The sequence below is a fragment of the Gordonia sp. 135 genome (assembly GCF_009720185.1).
In the GTDB taxonomy this organism is placed as follows: Bacteria; Actinomycetota; Actinomycetes; order Mycobacteriales; family Mycobacteriaceae; genus Gordonia; species Gordonia alkanivorans.
The window spans coordinates 3,851,855-3,868,141 of record NZ_CP046257.1; the positions used below are offsets into that span (position 1 = coordinate 3,851,855).

Genomic DNA, 16,287 nt, shown 5'->3' on the forward strand with positions numbered 1-16,287 from the left:
CGACGAGTCTGATGCGATGTCCGAGTCGGGCTGCCGCAGCGGCGGCAGCGGTCAGTTGTGTCGGATCACACCTGGAGCTTGAAGGCGGCGGCCGCCTCGGCCTCGCCTTCGAGGAAGCCGGAGGCCTGCGCCCGTAGCAGCGCGGCGATCTTGCGGAGCTCGAGAACGCCGCCGGCGGTGTCTTTTTCGAACTCCCGGGCGACCGTCGTAAAGCTGGCCGCGGTTGCGGTCGACACCTCGTCGCGCCCCTGGGCGTCGACGGTGAGCTTCGGCCCCGCACCGTTCAGCGCCAGCTCGAGCCGATCCGCGATCTTGTCGAGATCGACTGCAGCCGAGATCAACTCGGCCGGTTCGACGCGAAGTTGTGCGTTGCTCATGCTTCCTCGTTTCGTGTCAGACCGGGCACGCCCAGCCGCAGTTCGATGTCGGGACCCGAATCGGCCTCGGCCGCCTCTTCGTGGCCGATGACCGCCGGTGCGACCTCGGGGTCGTCACCGACCACCGCACGCCCGTTGTCCTCGGTCACGAGGTAGTCCGGCACGCTGTGCTGGCCTTCGGAGGCGCCCGCCCCGCGTGCACCGGCGCCGGCCGCACCCATCGGGGCGCCGCCCATCGGCATCGCCGCGGGCGTGGTCGAGACACGCGGGGCCGCCGACGATCCCAGGGAGGGTTCGCCGCCGCCGAAGCCGGTCGGCACCGTCGGCCGGGAGGCGCTCAGCGGCGTCATCACGCCGGCGATTCCGCCGCCGCCACCGCCGCCGCCTCCACCTCCGCCGCCGCCTCCGGCACCCTTGGCCTTGGTGAGCGGGCTCCCGGCGGGCGCGACGATCGCCGAATCCGGATTGACGCTGAGCATCTTGCTGATCGGCTGCATGAGCGTGGACGGCAGTTCGATGGCCGTCGACACCGCCGGGGAGACCACGTCGAGGACCGAGCCGGCCAGGGCGAAGGGTGATTGCCCTGCACCCGCGGTCGGTGCGCCGGTGATCGCGACCGGCGCACCGTTGGCGGTCATGGCGGTCGTGGGGGCGAGCAGTTCGGCCCGGGTCACGGCGACCGCCGCGGTGGCCAGCTCGAGCCCGGCCCCGGCGACGACGGCGGCGGTACTGAGTCCGACCGCGATCGCCGGGCTCATGATGACCGGCACCAGAGCCGAGATCTTGGCGACCGTCGCCGCGACGATGCCCTGCACCACGGCCAGCCCCTTGGCGACGATGGCGGCAGCCATCTTGGTGTCGATCGAGATCCCGGACCCCTGCGCGGCCAGGGCAGTGCTGTTGGTTCCGGCCTCGGCGGTCTTGGTGGCCGCACCGACCGCACCCTGACCCGCCCACAGCTGATCGGCGAGCTTGAGTGCGCTCTGCCCCATCGTCATCGACGTCTCGAGCACCTTGGTGAGGCTGTCGAAGATGATCGTCGGGTCGAAGCCGGCGCCGCTCAGGTCACCACTGCCGAAACCACCGAGCAGATCGGTGATCGGCTTGATGAACATGTCGAGATCGGGCGGCTGCATCGGCGGCAGCCCGGGCATCGGCGGCAACGGCGGCAGTACCGGCAGCGGGGGAAGCCCAAGGCCCCCGAGCACATCCGCGACCGTGCGATCGAGAATCGGTCCCAGCGGACTGGCATCGATCATCTCCTGCACGGTCATGTGACTGAGCGCAGGTACATCCGGGACGCCGGGCAACGGGCCCGGCAACGGAGGGAACGGGGTCACAGCACCGAACGGATCGCCGCAGCGGTCGCGGCATCGGTGCCTTCGTACTCGGCGAGACCCGCGACGGTGGAGGCGGCGGTCGCGGCGTGTACCGCGGCGAGCTGCCCGACCGACATCAGATGGTTGGCCTGCGCGAAGATGAACGACGCGAGGAACTCCTGCCCGATGAGGCCGAAGACCGGGACCATTGCGGCAGTGTTGGCGGCGGCGTCGATCGACCCGGCCGTCCCGATTGCGGAAGCCATCGCCGCATTCGTCGCCGCGAAGCCTTCGAGCGCCTCGTATGTCACTTTCACGTTCGTCATCGCAACCCCCTTGTGAGTGCAAGTCCTGTCGATCGACCGTCTGTCGGCCGGTTCACGTCATTCACCCGCCGGACGCGCGCCGAGCATGTCGCCGAATGATTCGTTGAAATCCTCGGTCACCGATGCCACCCGCGCGTAGACCCGTTGTGCGGCAAGAGCCGACGTCGCCACGATCTGCTCACCGAGCCGGGTGGCGCCCAGTTCGTTCGCGCCGTGTGCGAGTCGGAGGTCGACCAGGGCGCCCTTGGCGTCCACCTCGACCGTCACCAGGCCGTCGGCCGAGGTCACCGTCACCGCGATCGCCTCGAGGTTCTCCTGGAAGGACCGCAGGCCGTCCAGCTGACGGGCGGCACGTGCCTCGAGTTCGTCCATCGCCCAACTCATCGCCGCAACCACGACGTCATGGCGTCGGCTTCCTCGTCGTCACGTTCTTCGGCCGCGGCCAGGTCCTCGGGCTGCGGCAGCTTCATCTCGTTGACGAGATCGCGATCCGCCCCGGCCGCGAGCAGGTTCTCGCGCAACCGGATTCCGGCCGACATCGCGGACTGCTTGCAGAGGCGCAGGATGTCGGCGGCCAACAGTTCCGGATGCTTGTCGAGTTCGGTGGAGGCGATGTGCACGGCCACCGGCAGGCCTTGGGCCGTGGTCCGGACGGCGATACCGCCCGACCGCGAACGCGCTTGCGAGAACTGGTGGACGACGGCCCACGGATCGTCGCCGGTGCGCGCATCGTCGGAATGCGCTGCCGCCCCTTCGGTGTAGCTCATAGAAGCCGAACCCCCCTTCACGCCGATTTAGACGCAGACGGGGTTCCTCCCGGTTCCATCGAATTCCCGTTCGATGAAACCGCCTCCCCCAGATGCCGGTTCACCGGGTCGTCGACCAGCCACGACCACGGTGCCGCCCCGCCTCGCACCTGGGGTTCAAGTGCCTGATCCTGCCACAACTCGATCAACGCCACCACACGCCGAATTCGGTATGTAGAAGCGAGAGTGTGAGATGAACTGTGGAGCTCGTCCGAAATCCTCTCATACCCTTGGGTAGACTCTCGTCGACGCTGCCGGAGTCGGTCAGAGTGCAAGCAGATCGCACCGAGGATCGATGCCTCATCGATCCTCGCATGCTGCCGGTGATCATGCTCGCGCACAGATCACGGCTCGCCAGGTCGGCCCGGCCGCAAAACCAGAGGATTCCCCGATGACGTACGAGAACTCGACGACGCCCGACGGCGCCGATGCGCCGGCACCGCCCCCGTGGCTGCAGTTCGCGCCGCCTCCGCAGGAGCCGACACCGGCTCCGCAGCCACCGTCGGCGCCTCGGACTCCCGCGAACGACGACCGGGAGACGGATTTCCCGCCGGCCCCCGGCATCGCGCCGCCGAATCCCGTTCCGGCGCCGCGCCCCGATGCACCGCGCCCACCGGAGGAAGCAACCGCAGGTGCCCACACGCCGCCGGCTCCGGAACCCGCCCGTTTCCCCGACACGCCTCGAGGACGGGACTTCCACACGCCGCCCGCCGGCCCGCCGTTCGGGCCGGGACCCATGCCCACGTTCGACCACACACCCCCGCCGGCGACTCACCAGCCGCCACCGTTCCCGCAGACCGGGGCTCCCGGCCCCGCACATCCCGCCGGTCCGCCGGTCGGGAACGGCCAGATGCCGCCGGGACCGTTCGGTCCGGGCCCCGGACCCGCACCCGCGTATGCGGCCCAGCAGGCGCCCGCAGGTTACGGTCCGCCGCTGGGTGGTCCGTCGCTGGACGAGGTCGCACTGATCCGCAAAGCCCGACGCGCACCGAGTCGCGGCTGGCGGCGCGCCGTCCACACCATGTCGGCCGGTGCCATCAATCCCGGTGAGTCGCAGGGCGACATCGCCTACCAGCAGCTGCTCGAACGGGTGAACCGACCCGTGCGCGGCGACTACCGCATCGCGGTGCTGTCGCTGAAGGGCGGCGTCGGAAAGACCACGACCACCGTCGGTCTCGGCTCGACCTTCGCCTCCCTGCGCGGGGACCGGGTGATCGCCGTCGACGCCAACCCCGACCTCGGCACGCTCGCGCAACGTATCCCGCAGCAGACGCGTTCGACGGTTCGCGACCTGCTCGCCGATCAGAACGTGTACCGCTACTCCGATGTCCGGGCCCACACGTCGCAGGCCCCTAGCCGACTGGAAGTACTTGCCTCCGAACGCGATCCGGCGATGGCCGAGGCGTTCAACGAGGACGAGTACCGCGGGGTCGTCACCATCCTGCAGCGGTTCTACAACATCATCATCACCGACTGCGGCACCGGTCTGAGCCACTCGGCGATGAACGGTGTCCTCGACCTCGCGAACACGATCATCCTTGTCAGCTCACCGGCGCTCGACGGCGCACGCAGTGCCGGCGCCACCCTGGACTGGCTCGAGGCCCACGGCTTCGGTCACCTCGTGTCGCGGGCCGTCGTCGTGCTGAGTTCGTCGCGTCCGGGGTCGTCGACCATCGACACCGACCAGCTCGGTCAGCACTTCCTCACCAGGTGCCGTGCGGTCCACAAGATCCCGTTCGACGACCATCTCGCCGAGGGCGCCGACGTCGACCTCGAACTGATGTCGAAGGCCGCCAAGCGGTCGTTCGTCGAACTCGCGGCCACCATCGCCGACGACTTCTCGGGCACCACGCTGCCGCGGGAAGAGCCGTACCTCGGGTAGACCGCCGGATCAGCGCTCCTCCGGCGGCGCCTCATCCTCGGGCGGGGTCACGTCCATTGCGGCGACGACGCCCTGCCGGCGTCTCGTCGCCCGCCAGCGTCGCGCGGCGTGGACGGACATCGGCACCACCACCGTGAGTACCGACGCGATGATCAGGATCTCGATGTTGTCGCGGATGATCGGCACGTTGCCGAGCAGGTACCCGGCCACGATGATCCCGCCCGCCCACGCGAAGCTGCCCAGGACGCTGAAGAACGTGAACGCGCGGTAAGGCATCCCGCTGAAGCCCGCGGTGAGGGGCACCAGCGTGCGGACGATGCCGATGAACCGGCCGAAGAACACCGTCAACGGCCCGAATCGGTCGAAGAAGGCGTTGGTTCGCGTCACGTACTGCGGCCCGATGCGCTGCATCATCCGACCCTCGACGACGCTGCGTCCCAGGCGGCGACCGATGAAGTAACCGCACTGGTCCCCGGCGATCGCCGCGAGCGCCACCAGGGGGACCACCAGCCAGACCGGCGCGAACGGGTCCGGCTGCGCGGCGAACACACCCGCGGTGAACAGGAGCGAGTCCCCGGGAAAGATCACACCGAACAGCAACCCGGTCTCGACGAAGACGAGGACGCACAGACCGATCAGGCCACCGGTGGCCACGAAGGACTCGACGTCGAACGGATTCATCAGGGCCCACAGTAAACGGTTCGCGCAGGTGAGAGCGGTGATCCGACCGAACGACCCCGCGGGCCGCGGTGGCGTCGCCGGGGACGGCCGGTCGGGTCATCCGTCCCACCCGACCGCCGACGCGCGAACTCCACGCAGGTGGGGTTTACTCGACCGTAAGCAGCGCACCTCGAGCAAGAAGGGGGAACCACAATGCCGTCGAGGACCCCCGGTCCGTCGAAGCCACCGGCTCCGGCCCTGCGTCCTGTTTCGGACACCGACGTTCGCATCGAGTATCACACGATCCACGGTTACCGCCGCGCCTACCGGATCGCCGGCAGCGGTCCGGCGCTCCTGCTCATCCACGGGATCGGCGACAATTCGTCGACGTGGGACGAGGTCATCCCGATCCTGGCGCAGCACTACACGGTCATCGCGCCGGACCTCCTCGGCCACGGCCGCTCCGACAAGCCGCGCGCCGACTACTCCGTCCCCGCGTTCGCCAACGGGATGCGCGATCTGCTGGTCGTCCTGGGCCACACCAAGGTCACCGTCGTCGGTCACTCCCTCGGCGGCGGCGTGGCCATGCAGTTCTGCTACCAGTTCCCGCGATTCGTCGAGCGTCTCGTCCTCGTCGCGGCCGGCGGGGTGACGCGGGAGGTCAATCCGGCCCTGCGCCTCATCTCGCTGCCCGTGGTGCACCAGGCCCTGTCCGCGCTGCGGATTCCGGGCGTCGTGCCGGGACTGCGAGTCGCGGCCAAGGCCGTCGCGGCCGCCCCGGTGCTCCCGTTCGCACCGGTGACCGCCACACCCAAACGCCTTCTCGCCGACCATGAGGACCTCATGCGCGTCCTCGGCGATCTCGCCGACCCAACCGCCTACGCGGCGTTCCTGCGAACCCTGCGGGCCGTCGTCGACTGGCGCGGACAGTCGGTCACCATGCTCGACCGCTGTTACCTCACCGAACGACTCCCGGTCCTGCTGATCTGGGGCGACGAGGACATCGTCATCCCCTATCACCACGCCGAACTCGCCCACTCCGCGATCCCCCACTCGGAACTCGAAACGTTCGAAGGCGCAGGACATTTCCCGTTCCGCGACGACCCGGAACGGTTCTGCCGGGTGGTCATCGACTTCCTGTCGCGGCACGACCCCATCGTGTTCGATCCGCTGAACTGGCGGCATCTGCTGTCTGAGGGCGCGCATCCGCAGGACTTCATCGACGACGAGGACACACTCGAGATCGTCATGGAGGCCTTCGAGGACGAGCGCAACGCGACCTGAGTCCGCGCACCGCCGTCCTCCGTCACAGGTCTGTGCAACCATGAGTCCATGACCCACCCGGGCGACGGGCCGGACGGTACGACGCCGTTCGGCCACCAACCTTCCGAGTACGACTCGAGCCCCGGTTTCGCCGTGCCCGGGTACGGTGCGCCACAAGCGAATCCGGCACCGTATCAGTACGGCGGCGCACCGGTCCCCGAGCAGCCGCTCGTCGTCATCGGCGACATCACGTGCACCCAGAGCTTCGTCATCACGCCGTCGGGTACCTGCCCCATCGCCGGTACGCAGTGGGTCGTCACCGACATGTCCGTGTCGACCGAACGGATGTCACAGACGGGGCTGGTACTGGCCATCGTGGGCTTCTTCATGGTGTGCTTTCTCAGCCTGCTGTTCCTGCTGATGAAGGAACGCAGTACCACCGGATACATCCAGGTGACCGTGCGCGGCGCGGGCGGCTTCCTGCACGTCACCAACATCCCGGCGTATTCGCCGGTCACCATGGGTGACGTCTCGGGTCGCGTCAACTACGCCCGCACCCTTGCCGCGATGGCCTGACCGCACGACCCGACACGACCACACCGACCCGACGACACCACGCAGGACCCACCGAGGAGGACCGACCGATGACCAGCCCGGAGAACCCCGGCGACAAGCCGTACGACCCGTTCGTGAAACAACCCCCGCCCGCGGACACCTCCCAGCCGGGCACCCCCACCTACGGCACCGACCCGAACGCGGGGTACGCGCCGCCGCCGTCCGGGACACCCGACAATGCCTCACAGGGATACGGGACACCGCAGGGATACGAGGCCCAGCAGCAATACGGCACCCCGCCGCAGTACGGGGGCGGGCAGCAGTACGGGGGCGGGCAGCAGTACGGCGCACCTCAGTACGACGCCCCGCAGTACGGTGCACCCCCGTACGGTGCACCGGCCGGCTACGGCTATCCCGGAGCACCGGATCCGAGCGCGCCGTACGGCCGCGACCCCGCGACGGGCGAACCGTTGTCGGACAAGTCGAAGCTCGTGGCGGGTCTGCTGCAGATCTTCCTGGGCACGCTCGGTGTCGGCCGTTTCTACATCGGCGACAACACCATCGGCGGCATCCAGCTCGGCCTGACGATCATCGGCTACATCACCGCGATCTTCCTGATCGGATTCGTGCTGATCTTCGGTGTGGCGATCTGGGCCCTCGTCGACGGCATCATGATGCTGACCGGAAGTGTCCGGGACAAGAACGGCCTCAAGCTCGGTAACTAGCCTCCGCAGCAACCGGTGGCTCCGCGCACGTCGCGGGTCACCGTGTTGCGGGCGGCGAGTTCGTCGTCGGCGGGATAGTCCACGCCGACCAGGCACAGTCCCCTGGCCTCGGCCACCGGCACCTGCGAACTGCGCGCCTTCTCCGCGAGCAACGCACTGCACCAGTCGACGCTCCGCCGGCCGTCGCCGACGCTGGCGACGGCACCCACCAGCGACCGCACCATAGACCAGCAGAACGCATCCGCGCTGACCTCACCGACGAGCACGCCGTCCGCGTCACGCGTCCACGAGAAGCGCTGCAGGTCCCGGATCGTCGTCGCACCCTCCCGCCGCCGACAGAAGGCGGCGAAGTCGTTCAGCCCCAAGAGTTCCGTCGACGCGGCGTTCATCGCGTCGACGTCGAGCGGGCGGCGCCAGGTCGCAGTCGTCCGCGCGACCACGGGTTCCGGCCCCCACCGCGAGTCGTCGAGCCGATAGCGGTAGTGGCGCCGTAGCGCGGAGAAACGCGCATCGAACGCGTCCGGGACCACCCGGACCTCTTTCACCCGGATGTCGTCCGGACACATCTTCGCCAGCCGGCCGACCAGCGTCGACGGGTCCCCGGCGATCGACCGCGTCTCCAACGCCGACCGCGGGACGACGGCGTGTGCGACCTGCCCCGTGGCGTGCACACCGGCGTCGGTCCGCCCGGCCACCGTCAGCCGGACCGGGACCCGCAGGATCGTCGACAACCTGGTCTCGAGTTCCTCGCACACACTGCGCTGCCCGATCTGCCGTGCCCACCCGGCGAAATCGGTGCCGTCGTAGCCGAGGTCGAAGCGCAGACGACAGAACCCGCCGGCACCGGAATCCGGGCCGACGGGTTCGGTCAGCAGTTCTCGACTCAGTCGACTACTTCTTGTCGTCGTCTGCGTCGGTGGTCGCCTCTTCCGCCTCGACGGCGGTGGCAGCGGTCGACTCGTCGTCGACGGCCTCGGCGACAGCGTCGGCGTTGGCGACCTCGGCGTCGGTGGCGTCGGCCTCGACGGCCTCCACCACGTTCTCCTCGGCCTTCTTGGACGCGGCGACACGGGTCGCGCGCGACGCCTCGCTCGACGCGGTGGTCTCGCGAACCAGCTCGATCACGGCCATGGGGGCGTTGTCACCCTTGCGCGGCAGCGTCTTGATGATGCGGGTGTATCCACCGTTGCGATCGGCGAAGAACGGGCCGATCTCGTCGAACAGCGTGTGCACGACGTCCTTGTTGCGGATGTCCTTCAGCACCTCACGGCGGTTGGCCAGCTTGCCGGCCTTGGCGTGGGTGATGATCTTCTCCGCGTACGGGCGCAGGCGCTTGGCCTTGGCCTCGGTGGTGGTGATGCGGCCGTGCTCGAAGAGCGAGGTGGCGAGGTTCGCCAGCATCGCTTTCTGGTGGCTGGCCGACCCGCCGAGGCGGCGTCCCTTGGTGGGCTTGGGCATTGTCTTCTCCTAGGAGGACTCCCGATCACTCGAGCGGGAAGTCAGGGTTTGGGCGAGCGTGACAGCCGCCGCCGGAGGCGACTAGAGCTGTTCGGTTTCGGCGAAATCCTCACCGGAATCGGCGTCGAACGACGCGTCTTCCGACCACGTACCGGTGGCGGGGTCGTATCCGGCGACCTGCGACGGATCGAAGCTGGCCGGGCTGTCCTTGAGGGACAGGCCGAGTGCGTGCAGCTTGACCTTGACCTCGTCGATCGACTTCTGGCCGAAGTTGCGGATGTCGAGCAGATCCGACTCGGTCCGGGCAACCAGCTCGCCGACGGTGTGAACACCCTCGCGCTTGAGGCAGTTGTACGAACGGACGGTCAGCTCGAGATCCTCGATCGGCAGGCTGAACGACGCGATGTGGTCGGCCTCCGCCGGAGACGGTCCGATCTCGATGCCCTCGGCCTCGACGTTGAGCTCCCGGGCGAGCCCGAAGAGCTCCACCAGGGTCTTGCCCGCCGACGCCAGCGCGTCACGCGCGCTGATCGAGTTCTTGGTCTCCACGTCGAGCACGAGCCGATCGAAGTCGGTGCGCTGCTCGACACGGGTGGCCTCGACCTTGTAGGTCACCTTGAGCACCGGCGAGTAGATCGAGTCGACCGGGATACGGCCGATCTCGGCACCCGACGCCTTGTTCTGCACGGCCGGCACGTAGCCGCGGCCCCGCTCGACGACGAGCTCGATCTCGAGCTTGCCCTTGTCGTTAAGGGTGGCGATGTGCAGATCGGGGTTGTGCACGGTGACACCGGCCGGGGGCACGATGTCGGCGCCGGTGACGGTGCCCGGACCCTGCTTGCGCACGTACATGGTGACCGGCTCGTCCTCGTCCGAGGAGACCACGAGGCCCTTGAGGTTCAGGATGATGTCGGTGACGTCTTCCTTGACCCCGGGGACGGTGGTGAACTCGTGGAGCACTCCGTCGATGCGGATGCTGGTGATGGCAGCACCCGGAATCGAACTGAGCAGGGTACGACGCAGCGAGTTACCGAGGGTGTAACCGAAGCCCGGCTCGAGCGGTTCGATGACGAACTTCGACCGGTTCTCGGCGATGACTTCCTCGGTGAGGGTGGGTCGCTGTGAGATGAGCATTTCGTTTTCTCCTTTGGCCGCCCGCTATATGACGACCTCGAAAGTGAACCGAACAGCAGGTAGCTGTCGGGCTGGTCTTGCTCGAGCGTCTACTTGGAGTAGAACTCGACGATGAGCTGTTCGGTCAGCGGGACCTCGATCTGAGCGCGCTCGGGCACGGAGTGCACGAGGATACGCAGGGTCGAGGGCACGACCTGGAGCCAACCCGGGACCGGACGATCGCCGACGAGCTCCTTGGCGATCTGGAACGGGACGGTCTGCAGCGACTTCGGACGGACGTCGATGATGTCGTACTGGCTGACGCGGTAGCTGGGGACGTCGACCTTCACACCGTTGACGGTGAAGTGGCCGTGGCTGACCAACTGGCGGGCCTGACGACGGGTCCGTGCGATGCCCGAGCGGTACACGACGTTGTCGAGACGGGTCTCGAGGAGCTTCAGCAGTTCGTCACCGGTCTTGCCGTTGCGACGATTGGCTTCCTCGAAGTAGCGACGGAACTGCTTCTCCATCACTCCGTAGGTGAAGCGCGCCTTCTGCTTCTCCTGCAGCTGGAGCAGGTACTCGCTCTCCTTGATCCGCGAGCGGCCGTGCTGGCCGGGCGGGTAGGGGCGACGCTCGAATGCGGCGTCACCACCGATCAGGTCGACGCGAAGGCGACGAGACTTCTTTGTTGCGGGGCCGGTATAACGAGCCATTTTCTCTGTTCCTCCCTTTCCCGACTAGACCCGACGCCGCTTGGGCGGACGGCAACCGTTGTGCGGCTGCGGGGTGACATCGGAAATGGTGCCGACCTCGAGGCCGGCTGCCTGCAGGGAGCGGATCGCGGTCTCGCGACCCGAACCCGGTCCCTTGACGAATACGTCGACCTTCTTGACGCCGTGCTCCTGGGCCTTGCGCGCAGCGTTCTCGGCCGCGAGCTGAGCCGCGAACGGGGTGCTCTTGCGCGAGCCCTTGAAACCGACGTGGCCCGACGACGCCCAGCTGATGATGTTTCCGCTGGGATCGCTGATCGACACGATGGTGTTGTTGAACGTCGACTTGATGTGCGCGTGGCCGTGCGGGACGTTCTTCTTATCGCGACGGCGGGTGCCCTTCTTGGGGCCTGCGCTACGTGACTTCGGAGGCATTACTTCTTCTTCCCGGCGATGGTCTTCTTCGGGCCCTTACGAGTGCGGGCATTGGTCTTGGTGCGCTGTCCGCGGACGGGCAGGCCACGACGGTGGCGCAGACCCTGGTAGCAGCCGATCTCGATCTTGCGTCGGATATCGGCCTGCACCTCGCGACGCAGGTCACCCTCGACCTTCACCGAGGCTTCGATGTACTCACGCAGCTTCGAGACGTCTGCGTCGGTGAGATCCTTCGCCCGGAGGTCGGGGCTGAGGCCCGTTCCCGCGAGGATCTCCTTGGAGGTGGTGCGTCCAACTCCGTAGATGTAGGTCAGTGCAATCTCCAGCCGCTTTTCGCGGGGGAGATCCACACCAGCAACACGTGCCATGTGGCGGATTTCCTTTTCGATTTCCAGAGGTCTTCTCCCAGTCCGTCCCGCGAGCTGGTGCCGAACCGTGTGTCCGGCCTCGTGGGCTCCGGCCTCTGATCCGGAGGTAGGCGGTGACGCGTCTGTCGCCACTGGTGCTGAGAGGTCTTCTGATCTTCAGTTGTCTGTATTCAGTTGTTCTGACTCAAGCGACCCGGAGGGTGCGCGTGATCAGCCCTGACGCTGCTTGTGACGCAGGTTCTCGCAGATCACCATGACCCGACCGTTGCGGCGGATCACCTTGCACTTCTCGCAGATCGGCTTGACGCTCGGCTGAACCTTCACGTCAATCTCTCCTGCTCGGTTCGCCCGCGCGCACGCCTGAACACGGCCGTACACGTGGGTGTCGGTCTCCTCCCAGACGGATGTCCGGGAAGTCTTCTCCCGGCGAGGCCGGGAAAGTCTTATTTGTAGCGGTACACGATTCGCCCACGAGCAAGGTCGTAGGGCGAGAGTTCCACGACGACCCGGTCCTCGGGCAGGATGCGGATGTAGTGCTGCCGCATCTTGCCGCTGATGTGGGCGAGAACCTTATGACCGTTCTCCAGCTCAATGCGAAACATCGCATTGGGCAGGGGTTCGATCACTCGACCCTCGACCTCGATGGCCCCGTCTTTCTTCGCCATTTCCTCCGCGATCCTGGCCGTTTCCGCGACACCCGGGTGGTGCTGCGTCGTTGGCCCGGTTGAATCAGTGTTTGTCCGTTAAGGTGTGGTCACCGCTCGGCGAGGACCAACACCCGGTGCGAGCGCTCCGATCCGCGTGGGGACACGCGGATGCGGGCACGCGAGACGCACCGACGATCTATGTTACGCGAACTGCGGGAACAGTCCAAATGCGTGCCGGTCGGCCACCGCATTCCGCCCGACTCGCACATCAGACGGACGTTTCCGGCACGGTCGTACTGGCAGACTGTTGCGCATGCTGGCATTTCTGGTCCGCACCGTGTGCACCGCGGTGGCGTTGTGGGTGGCGACTCTGATCGTCCCGGGAATCGAGTTCGTAGGCGGGTCGACGACTGCAGAGAAGGTCGGGATCGCGCTGGTCGTGGCGGTCATCTTCGGCGTCCTCAATGCGTTCGTGAAGCCGATCGTGCAGATCATCTCGATCCCCTTCTACATCTTGACGCTGGGGCTCATCCACATCGTGATCAATGCGCTGATGCTCGAGATCACCGCCTGGATCACCCGGAACACCACGCACTGGGGTCTCGAGGTCGACGACTTCTTCTGGTCGGCGATCTTCGGCGCGATCGTCGTGTCGGTCGTCGGCTGGCTGCTCGGGCTGCTGATGCGGGATCCGGTGGACCGATGAGGGCGGTTGTGAGGTCATCGGTCGGCGTGCGACGCGCAGGACTCGGGGCGGCCGTCGTGTCCGCACTCGTCCTGGCCCTCGCCGCGTGCGGCAGCGACGGCGCCGTCGACCAACAGCGCTCGGTCACCGTCGTCGGCACCGGACAGGTCAGCGGCGCGCCGGACACCCTTCGCGCCGACATCGGCGTCGAGGCGACCGCGGGCGACGTGACGACCGCACTGAACGAGACGAGCGAGAAGGTGCGCGCGGTGACCGATGCCGTCGTCGACGCAGGCGTGGAACGCAAGGACGTCGCCACCCAGCAGGTGTCGGTGACCCCGCAGTACTCCAGTCCCGCCCCCGGTGGCAGCAGTCAGATCAGCGGCTACATGGCGACCAACTCCATCCGCGTCACGATCCGCGACATCTCCACGGCCTCCACGGTCCTGAGCGCAGCCGCCACCGCGGGCGGCGACAACACCCGGATCAGCAACGTCTCCTTCACCATCGACGACGACTCGCAGCTCCTCAAGGAGGCCCGGGAAGCGGCGTTCGACGACGCCCGCGGCCGCGCCGAGCAGTACGCCTCGCTCGCCGACGACTCACTCGGCAAGGTGCTGACCATCAAGGAGACGACCAGCGGTCAGGAACAGCCCGCCTCCCCCGGCACCTTCGAGCGCGACGTCGCCGCGTCGCCCGTGCCCATCGAGCCCGGCGAGCAGGAGCTGACCTTCACGGTCACGGTGACCTTCGGGCTCAACTGAGCGCTGAGAAGCGCCCCTCAGAGGCACCCTCGGCAGCGCCGCCGGCGGCACAGTGTCGTCAGACGGTCTGTGGAGGGCGTACTTCGGGGATGGTTTTCAGGGTCCGCCCCTGGGTACCCGACCACGGTCGACCGAAGGAGATTGTCATGACGGGTTTCCGAGCACGCGCTCTCAGCACCACCGCCCTGGCGGCCGCCGCAGTGTTCGCAACACTGGGGGTCTCGGCACCGGCCGATGCCGCGGAGACCAAGTCGCTGATGATCGAGGGCGAACTCGAGATCGCAGACCTCGACCTCCTCGCGATCAAGGCCGTGGGCGCCACGAACGCGGAGGGCAAGACCACCGGCACGTACGAAGCCACGCTGCTGGCCGGCGACGACGACAATCCCCTGCCGTTCAAGGTCAAGGGACCGATCACCTGCATCCACACCGACGGCGACACCGCGTCCCTGGTCTATCCCATCAGCGCGACCGACCCGAATCTGATCCCCGCCCCGTTGCAGGACGCGCTCGCCGTGCAGATCACGGTACGAAAGGGCGATCCGAGCAAGGTCGGGGTGAACGGTCCTGCACCAACCGGTTCGTTCAGCGGATGTGAGCCCGCGGCGACTCCTTACGAGTTCGACGGCGACATCGAGATCAAGTAGCCGCGTCGCCCACCTGCTCCGGTAAGGGACCATTCAGCCTGGCATCCTGGGTCGGTGCGAGCCGTCATCCAGCGAGTAAGCGAAGCCCGCGTGACCGTCGACGGTGAGATCGTCGGCGAACTCGACATCCCGGCCGGCGGGTCCGGCATCGTCGCCCTCGTCGGCGCCACCCACGACGACACCCCCGACCACGCCGCGAAACTCGCCGACAAGATCTGGCGCCTGCGGATCTTCAACGGCGACGACGGACCCGAGAAGGCGGCCGCCGACATCGACGCACCGATCCTGGTCATCAGCCAGTTCACCCTGTACGCCAACACCGCCAAGGGACGCCGGCCGTCGTGGAACGCCGCCGCCCCGGGCCCGGTGGCCGAGCCGCTCGTCGACGCGGTCGCCGCTGCCCTGCGCGACGCCGGGGCCACCGTCGCCACCGGACGGTTCGGGGCGAACATGCAGGTGAGCCTGGTCAACGACGGGCCGGTCACCCTGATCCTCGACGTCTGAGGACTAAGGTCGAAGCGTGGGACGAGTAACCGCACGACGCCGCGTCACCCGCATCCGACGCGATGCGGCCCCAACGCAACGCGCCGACACCCTGGCCGTCGAGGAGCCACTGGAGATCCGCGTGGGCGGTCAGCCGCTGAGCGTCACCATGCGCACCCCCGGCAGCGACTTCGAGCTCGTGGCCGGGTACCTCGTCTCCGAAGGCGTCATCACCGCGGGCGGCGACTACTCGACGGCCCGGTACTGCGCGGGCACCGACTCGACCGGCGCCAACACCTACAACGTCGTCGACGTCTCCCTCGCCCCCCACGTTCCGCCGCCCGCACCCGGCGTCGCCCGTCGCAACACCATGACGAGCGCCTGTGGAGTGTGCGGCAAGGACAGCATCGAATCCGTCCACACCGCGTCCGCTCACGATCCGGCCGCGGACACGCTGACGGTCGACGTCGACACGTTGCTCGGCCTCCCCGACCGTCTCCGCGCCGAGCAGGATGTCTTCGACAAGACCGGCGGGCTGCACGCAGCGGCACTCTTCGACGCCGACGGCGAACTGCTCGTCGTCCGCGAGGACGTCGGCCGGCACAACGCCGTCGACAAGGTCATCGGCTGGGCCGTCCTCGCCGACCGACTTCCCCTGTCCGGCACCGTTCTTCAGGTCTCGGGTCGCGCCAGCTTCGAGCTGGTACAGAAGGCGGCGATGGCGGGTATCCCGATGCTGAGCGCGGTGTCCGCACCCTCGTCCCTGGCCGCCGACCTCGCCGACGACTTCGGCATCACCCTGATCGGGTTCTCCCGCGGCGAGTCGATGGTCGTCTACACGCGGGCGGATCGGGTCGTCGGCGCGCGGGCTGACCGCCCCCAGACCGTCAGTCGCTGAACGCGGATGCCGCGATCGCGGCGTCGATATGGTTCAGCAACGAGACTGCCGGGTCCTCTGTCGTCATCCAGAGACGGTATGCGTACTCGACCACCGCGAGCACCGACCACACCGCGACGCCCGGCCGTAGATGTGCCACGGATCAGCGGGCCGCTCACACGAT

The 16,287-nt window shown here is 67.7% G+C and carries 24 protein-coding genes; 9 read left to right on the top strand and 15 right to left on the bottom strand.

Going from position 1 to position 16,287, the window contains the following annotated elements; all coding sequences use genetic code 11:
• Positions 1-65: 65 nt before the first annotated feature.
• Genes GKZ92_RS17580 through GKZ92_RS17600 form a run of 5 tightly spaced genes read right to left on the bottom strand, consistent with a single transcriptional unit; the run spans position 66 to position 2,789 of the window.
• A complete protein-coding gene (locus GKZ92_RS17580; protein WP_006360167.1) occupies positions 66-377 on the bottom strand; it encodes a PE family protein in 312 nt (103 codons plus the stop codon).
• On the bottom strand, positions 374-1,717 hold the full coding sequence (locus tag GKZ92_RS17585) for a hypothetical protein (protein ID WP_155225482.1): 1,344 nt from the start codon (positions 1,715-1,717) through the stop codon (positions 374-376). Before GKZ92_RS17585 ends, GKZ92_RS17580 begins: the two co-directional genes overlap by 4 nt.
• Positions 1,714-2,022 (bottom strand): type VII secretion target, encoded by a 309-nt coding sequence (locus GKZ92_RS17590; protein WP_035755030.1) that lies wholly within the window; start codon positions 2,020-2,022, stop codon positions 1,714-1,716. Before GKZ92_RS17590 ends, GKZ92_RS17585 begins: the two co-directional genes overlap by 4 nt.
• A gap of 57 nt (positions 2,023-2,079) precedes the next feature.
• On the bottom strand, positions 2,080-2,394 hold the full coding sequence (locus GKZ92_RS17595) for a YbaB/EbfC family nucleoid-associated protein (RefSeq protein WP_006360170.1): 315 nt from the start codon (positions 2,392-2,394) through the stop codon (positions 2,080-2,082).
• Positions 2,395-2,402: 8 nt separating this feature from the next.
• A complete protein-coding gene (locus tag GKZ92_RS17600; protein ID WP_035755029.1) occupies positions 2,403-2,789 on the bottom strand; it encodes a hypothetical protein in 387 nt (128 codons plus the stop codon).
• A 430-nt stretch (positions 2,790-3,219) separates the two neighbouring features.
• Here GKZ92_RS17600 and GKZ92_RS17605 point away from each other — a divergent pair, with 430 nt between their 5' ends.
• On the top strand, positions 3,220-4,710 hold the full coding sequence (locus tag GKZ92_RS17605; protein WP_035755028.1) for a MinD/ParA family ATP-binding protein: 1,491 nt from the start codon (positions 3,220-3,222) through the stop codon (positions 4,708-4,710).
• A 9-nt stretch (positions 4,711-4,719) separates the two neighbouring features.
• Here the strand turns inward: GKZ92_RS17605 and GKZ92_RS17610 are convergent, their stop codons facing one another.
• On the bottom strand, positions 4,720-5,391 hold the full coding sequence (locus tag GKZ92_RS17610; protein WP_035755026.1) for a DedA family protein: 672 nt from the start codon (positions 5,389-5,391) through the stop codon (positions 4,720-4,722).
• A gap of 192 nt (positions 5,392-5,583) precedes the next feature.
• On the opposite strand from GKZ92_RS17610, the gene GKZ92_RS17615 reads away from it, so the two are divergent.
• The 3 genes from GKZ92_RS17615 (at position 5,584) to GKZ92_RS17625 (ending at position 7,913) form a co-directional block, all read left to right on the top strand.
• On the top strand, positions 5,584-6,654 hold the full coding sequence (locus GKZ92_RS17615) for an alpha/beta fold hydrolase (RefSeq protein WP_035755024.1): 1,071 nt from the start codon (positions 5,584-5,586) through the stop codon (positions 6,652-6,654).
• 48 nt (positions 6,655-6,702) lie between these two features.
• Positions 6,703-7,209, top strand: a complete 507-nt coding sequence (locus tag GKZ92_RS17620; protein WP_035755022.1) for a hypothetical protein — start codon at positions 6,703-6,705, stop codon at positions 7,207-7,209.
• A gap of 68 nt (positions 7,210-7,277) precedes the next feature.
• On the top strand, positions 7,278-7,913 hold the full coding sequence (locus GKZ92_RS17625) for a TM2 domain-containing protein (protein WP_035755020.1): 636 nt from the start codon (positions 7,278-7,280) through the stop codon (positions 7,911-7,913).
• Here GKZ92_RS17625 and truA read toward each other — a convergent pair.
• The 8 genes from truA to infA all read right to left on the bottom strand — a co-directional run bounded on the left by truA (position 7,910) and on the right by infA (position 12,665).
• Positions 7,910-8,785, bottom strand: a complete 876-nt coding sequence (gene truA, locus GKZ92_RS17630; protein ID WP_081790136.1) for a tRNA pseudouridine(38-40) synthase TruA — start codon at positions 8,783-8,785, stop codon at positions 7,910-7,912. The genes GKZ92_RS17625 and truA overlap by 4 nt on opposite strands.
• A 19-nt stretch (positions 8,786-8,804) precedes the next feature.
• Positions 8,805-9,371 (bottom strand): 50S ribosomal protein L17, encoded by a 567-nt coding sequence (gene rplQ, locus GKZ92_RS17635; protein WP_006360178.1) that lies wholly within the window; start codon positions 9,369-9,371, stop codon positions 8,805-8,807.
• Between the two features lie 81 nt (positions 9,372-9,452).
• Positions 9,453-10,505, bottom strand: a complete 1,053-nt coding sequence (locus GKZ92_RS17640) for a DNA-directed RNA polymerase subunit alpha (protein ID WP_005197582.1) — start codon at positions 10,503-10,505, stop codon at positions 9,453-9,455.
• An 89-nt stretch (positions 10,506-10,594) separates the two neighbouring features.
• Entirely contained in the window at positions 10,595-11,200 is a 606-nt protein-coding gene (rpsD, locus tag GKZ92_RS17645; RefSeq protein WP_035755016.1) for a 30S ribosomal protein S4, read from the bottom strand.
• 24 nt (positions 11,201-11,224) lie between these two features.
• Complete coding sequence (gene rpsK, locus GKZ92_RS17650; RefSeq protein ID WP_004023536.1) at positions 11,225-11,632, bottom strand: 30S ribosomal protein S11; 408 nt, start codon at positions 11,630-11,632, stop codon at positions 11,225-11,227.
• Positions 11,632-12,000: a 30S ribosomal protein S13 gene (gene rpsM / locus GKZ92_RS17655; RefSeq protein WP_006360180.1), complete on the bottom strand. Its 369-nt coding sequence runs from the start codon at positions 11,998-12,000 to the stop codon at positions 11,632-11,634. Before rpsM ends, rpsK begins: the two co-directional genes overlap by 1 nt.
• A gap of 210 nt (positions 12,001-12,210) precedes the next feature.
• Entirely contained in the window at positions 12,211-12,324 is a 114-nt protein-coding gene (gene rpmJ / locus GKZ92_RS17660; RefSeq protein WP_005207978.1) for a 50S ribosomal protein L36, read from the bottom strand.
• 119 nt (positions 12,325-12,443) lie between these two features.
• Positions 12,444-12,665 carry a translation initiation factor IF-1 gene (gene infA, locus GKZ92_RS17665; RefSeq protein WP_004023539.1) on the bottom strand — a complete coding sequence of 74 codons (222 nt, stop codon included), beginning with the start codon at positions 12,663-12,665 and terminating at the stop codon, positions 12,444-12,446.
• A 295-nt stretch (positions 12,666-12,960) separates the two neighbouring features.
• On the opposite strand from infA, the gene GKZ92_RS17670 reads away from it, so the two are divergent.
• From GKZ92_RS17670 to fdhD, 5 genes are all read left to right on the top strand, one after another.
• A complete protein-coding gene (locus tag GKZ92_RS17670) occupies positions 12,961-13,353 on the top strand; it encodes a phage holin family protein (protein ID WP_127962578.1) in 393 nt (130 codons plus the stop codon).
• A complete protein-coding gene (locus GKZ92_RS17675; RefSeq protein ID WP_035755013.1) occupies positions 13,350-14,096 on the top strand; it encodes an SIMPL domain-containing protein in 747 nt (248 codons plus the stop codon). Before GKZ92_RS17670 ends, GKZ92_RS17675 begins: the two co-directional genes overlap by 4 nt.
• A gap of 146 nt (positions 14,097-14,242) precedes the next feature.
• Positions 14,243-14,743: a hypothetical protein gene (locus tag GKZ92_RS17680; protein WP_042376819.1), complete on the top strand. Its 501-nt coding sequence runs from the start codon at positions 14,243-14,245 to the stop codon at positions 14,741-14,743.
• Between the two features lie 54 nt (positions 14,744-14,797).
• Positions 14,798-15,247: a D-aminoacyl-tRNA deacylase gene (gene dtd, locus GKZ92_RS17685; RefSeq protein ID WP_035755010.1), complete on the top strand. Its 450-nt coding sequence runs from the start codon at positions 14,798-14,800 to the stop codon at positions 15,245-15,247.
• A gap of 16 nt (positions 15,248-15,263) precedes the next feature.
• Entirely contained in the window at positions 15,264-16,124 is an 861-nt protein-coding gene (gene fdhD / locus GKZ92_RS17690; RefSeq protein WP_075863937.1) for a formate dehydrogenase accessory sulfurtransferase FdhD, read from the top strand.
• Here fdhD and GKZ92_RS17695 read toward each other — a convergent pair.
• Positions 16,114-16,263: a hypothetical protein gene (locus GKZ92_RS17695; protein WP_155225483.1), complete on the bottom strand. Its 150-nt coding sequence runs from the start codon at positions 16,261-16,263 to the stop codon at positions 16,114-16,116. The genes fdhD and GKZ92_RS17695 overlap by 11 nt on opposite strands.
• Positions 16,264-16,287: the final 24 nt, after the last annotated feature.

What these genes read in the sequence shown, in the direction of transcription:
- GKZ92_RS17590 (WP_035755030.1), bottom strand. Translation starts at nt 2,022, where the DNA reads ATGACGAACGTGAAAGTGACATACGAGGCGCTCGAAGGCTTCGCGGCG.
- GKZ92_RS17675 (WP_035755013.1), top strand. Translation starts at nt 13,350, where the DNA reads ATGAGGGCGGTTGTGAGGTCATCGGTCGGCGTGCGACGCGCAGGACTC.
- GKZ92_RS17600 (WP_035755029.1), bottom strand. Translation starts at nt 2,789, where the DNA reads ATGAGCTACACCGAAGGGGCGGCAGCGCATTCCGACGATGCGCGCACC.
- GKZ92_RS17625 (WP_035755020.1), top strand. Translation starts at nt 7,278, where the DNA reads ATGACCAGCCCGGAGAACCCCGGCGACAAGCCGTACGACCCGTTCGTG.
- GKZ92_RS17620 (WP_035755022.1), top strand. Translation starts at nt 6,703, where the DNA reads ATGACCCACCCGGGCGACGGGCCGGACGGTACGACGCCGTTCGGCCAC.
- rpsD (WP_035755016.1), bottom strand. Translation starts at nt 11,200, where the DNA reads ATGGCTCGTTATACCGGCCCCGCAACAAAGAAGTCTCGTCGCCTTCGC.
- GKZ92_RS17640 (WP_005197582.1), bottom strand. Translation starts at nt 10,505, where the DNA reads ATGCTCATCTCACAGCGACCCACCCTCACCGAGGAAGTCATCGCCGAG.
- GKZ92_RS17680 (WP_042376819.1), top strand. Translation starts at nt 14,243, where the DNA reads ATGACGGGTTTCCGAGCACGCGCTCTCAGCACCACCGCCCTGGCGGCC.
- GKZ92_RS17595 (WP_006360170.1), bottom strand. Translation starts at nt 2,394, where the DNA reads ATGGACGAACTCGAGGCACGTGCCGCCCGTCAGCTGGACGGCCTGCGG.
- GKZ92_RS17610 (WP_035755026.1), bottom strand. Translation starts at nt 5,391, where the DNA reads ATGAATCCGTTCGACGTCGAGTCCTTCGTGGCCACCGGTGGCCTGATC.
- GKZ92_RS17615 (WP_035755024.1), top strand. Translation starts at nt 5,584, where the DNA reads ATGCCGTCGAGGACCCCCGGTCCGTCGAAGCCACCGGCTCCGGCCCTG.
- GKZ92_RS17605 (WP_035755028.1), top strand. Translation starts at nt 3,220, where the DNA reads ATGACGTACGAGAACTCGACGACGCCCGACGGCGCCGATGCGCCGGCA.
- GKZ92_RS17580 (WP_006360167.1), bottom strand. Translation starts at nt 377, where the DNA reads ATGAGCAACGCACAACTTCGCGTCGAACCGGCCGAGTTGATCTCGGCT.
- rpsM (WP_006360180.1), bottom strand. Translation starts at nt 12,000, where the DNA reads ATGGCACGTGTTGCTGGTGTGGATCTCCCCCGCGAAAAGCGGCTGGAG.
- infA (WP_004023539.1), bottom strand. Translation starts at nt 12,665, where the DNA reads ATGGCGAAGAAAGACGGGGCCATCGAGGTCGAGGGTCGAGTGATCGAA.
- GKZ92_RS17670 (WP_127962578.1), top strand. Translation starts at nt 12,961, where the DNA reads ATGCTGGCATTTCTGGTCCGCACCGTGTGCACCGCGGTGGCGTTGTGG.
- rplQ (WP_006360178.1), bottom strand. Translation starts at nt 9,371, where the DNA reads ATGCCCAAGCCCACCAAGGGACGCCGCCTCGGCGGGTCGGCCAGCCAC.
- rpsK (WP_004023536.1), bottom strand. Translation starts at nt 11,632, where the DNA reads ATGCCTCCGAAGTCACGTAGCGCAGGCCCCAAGAAGGGCACCCGCCGT.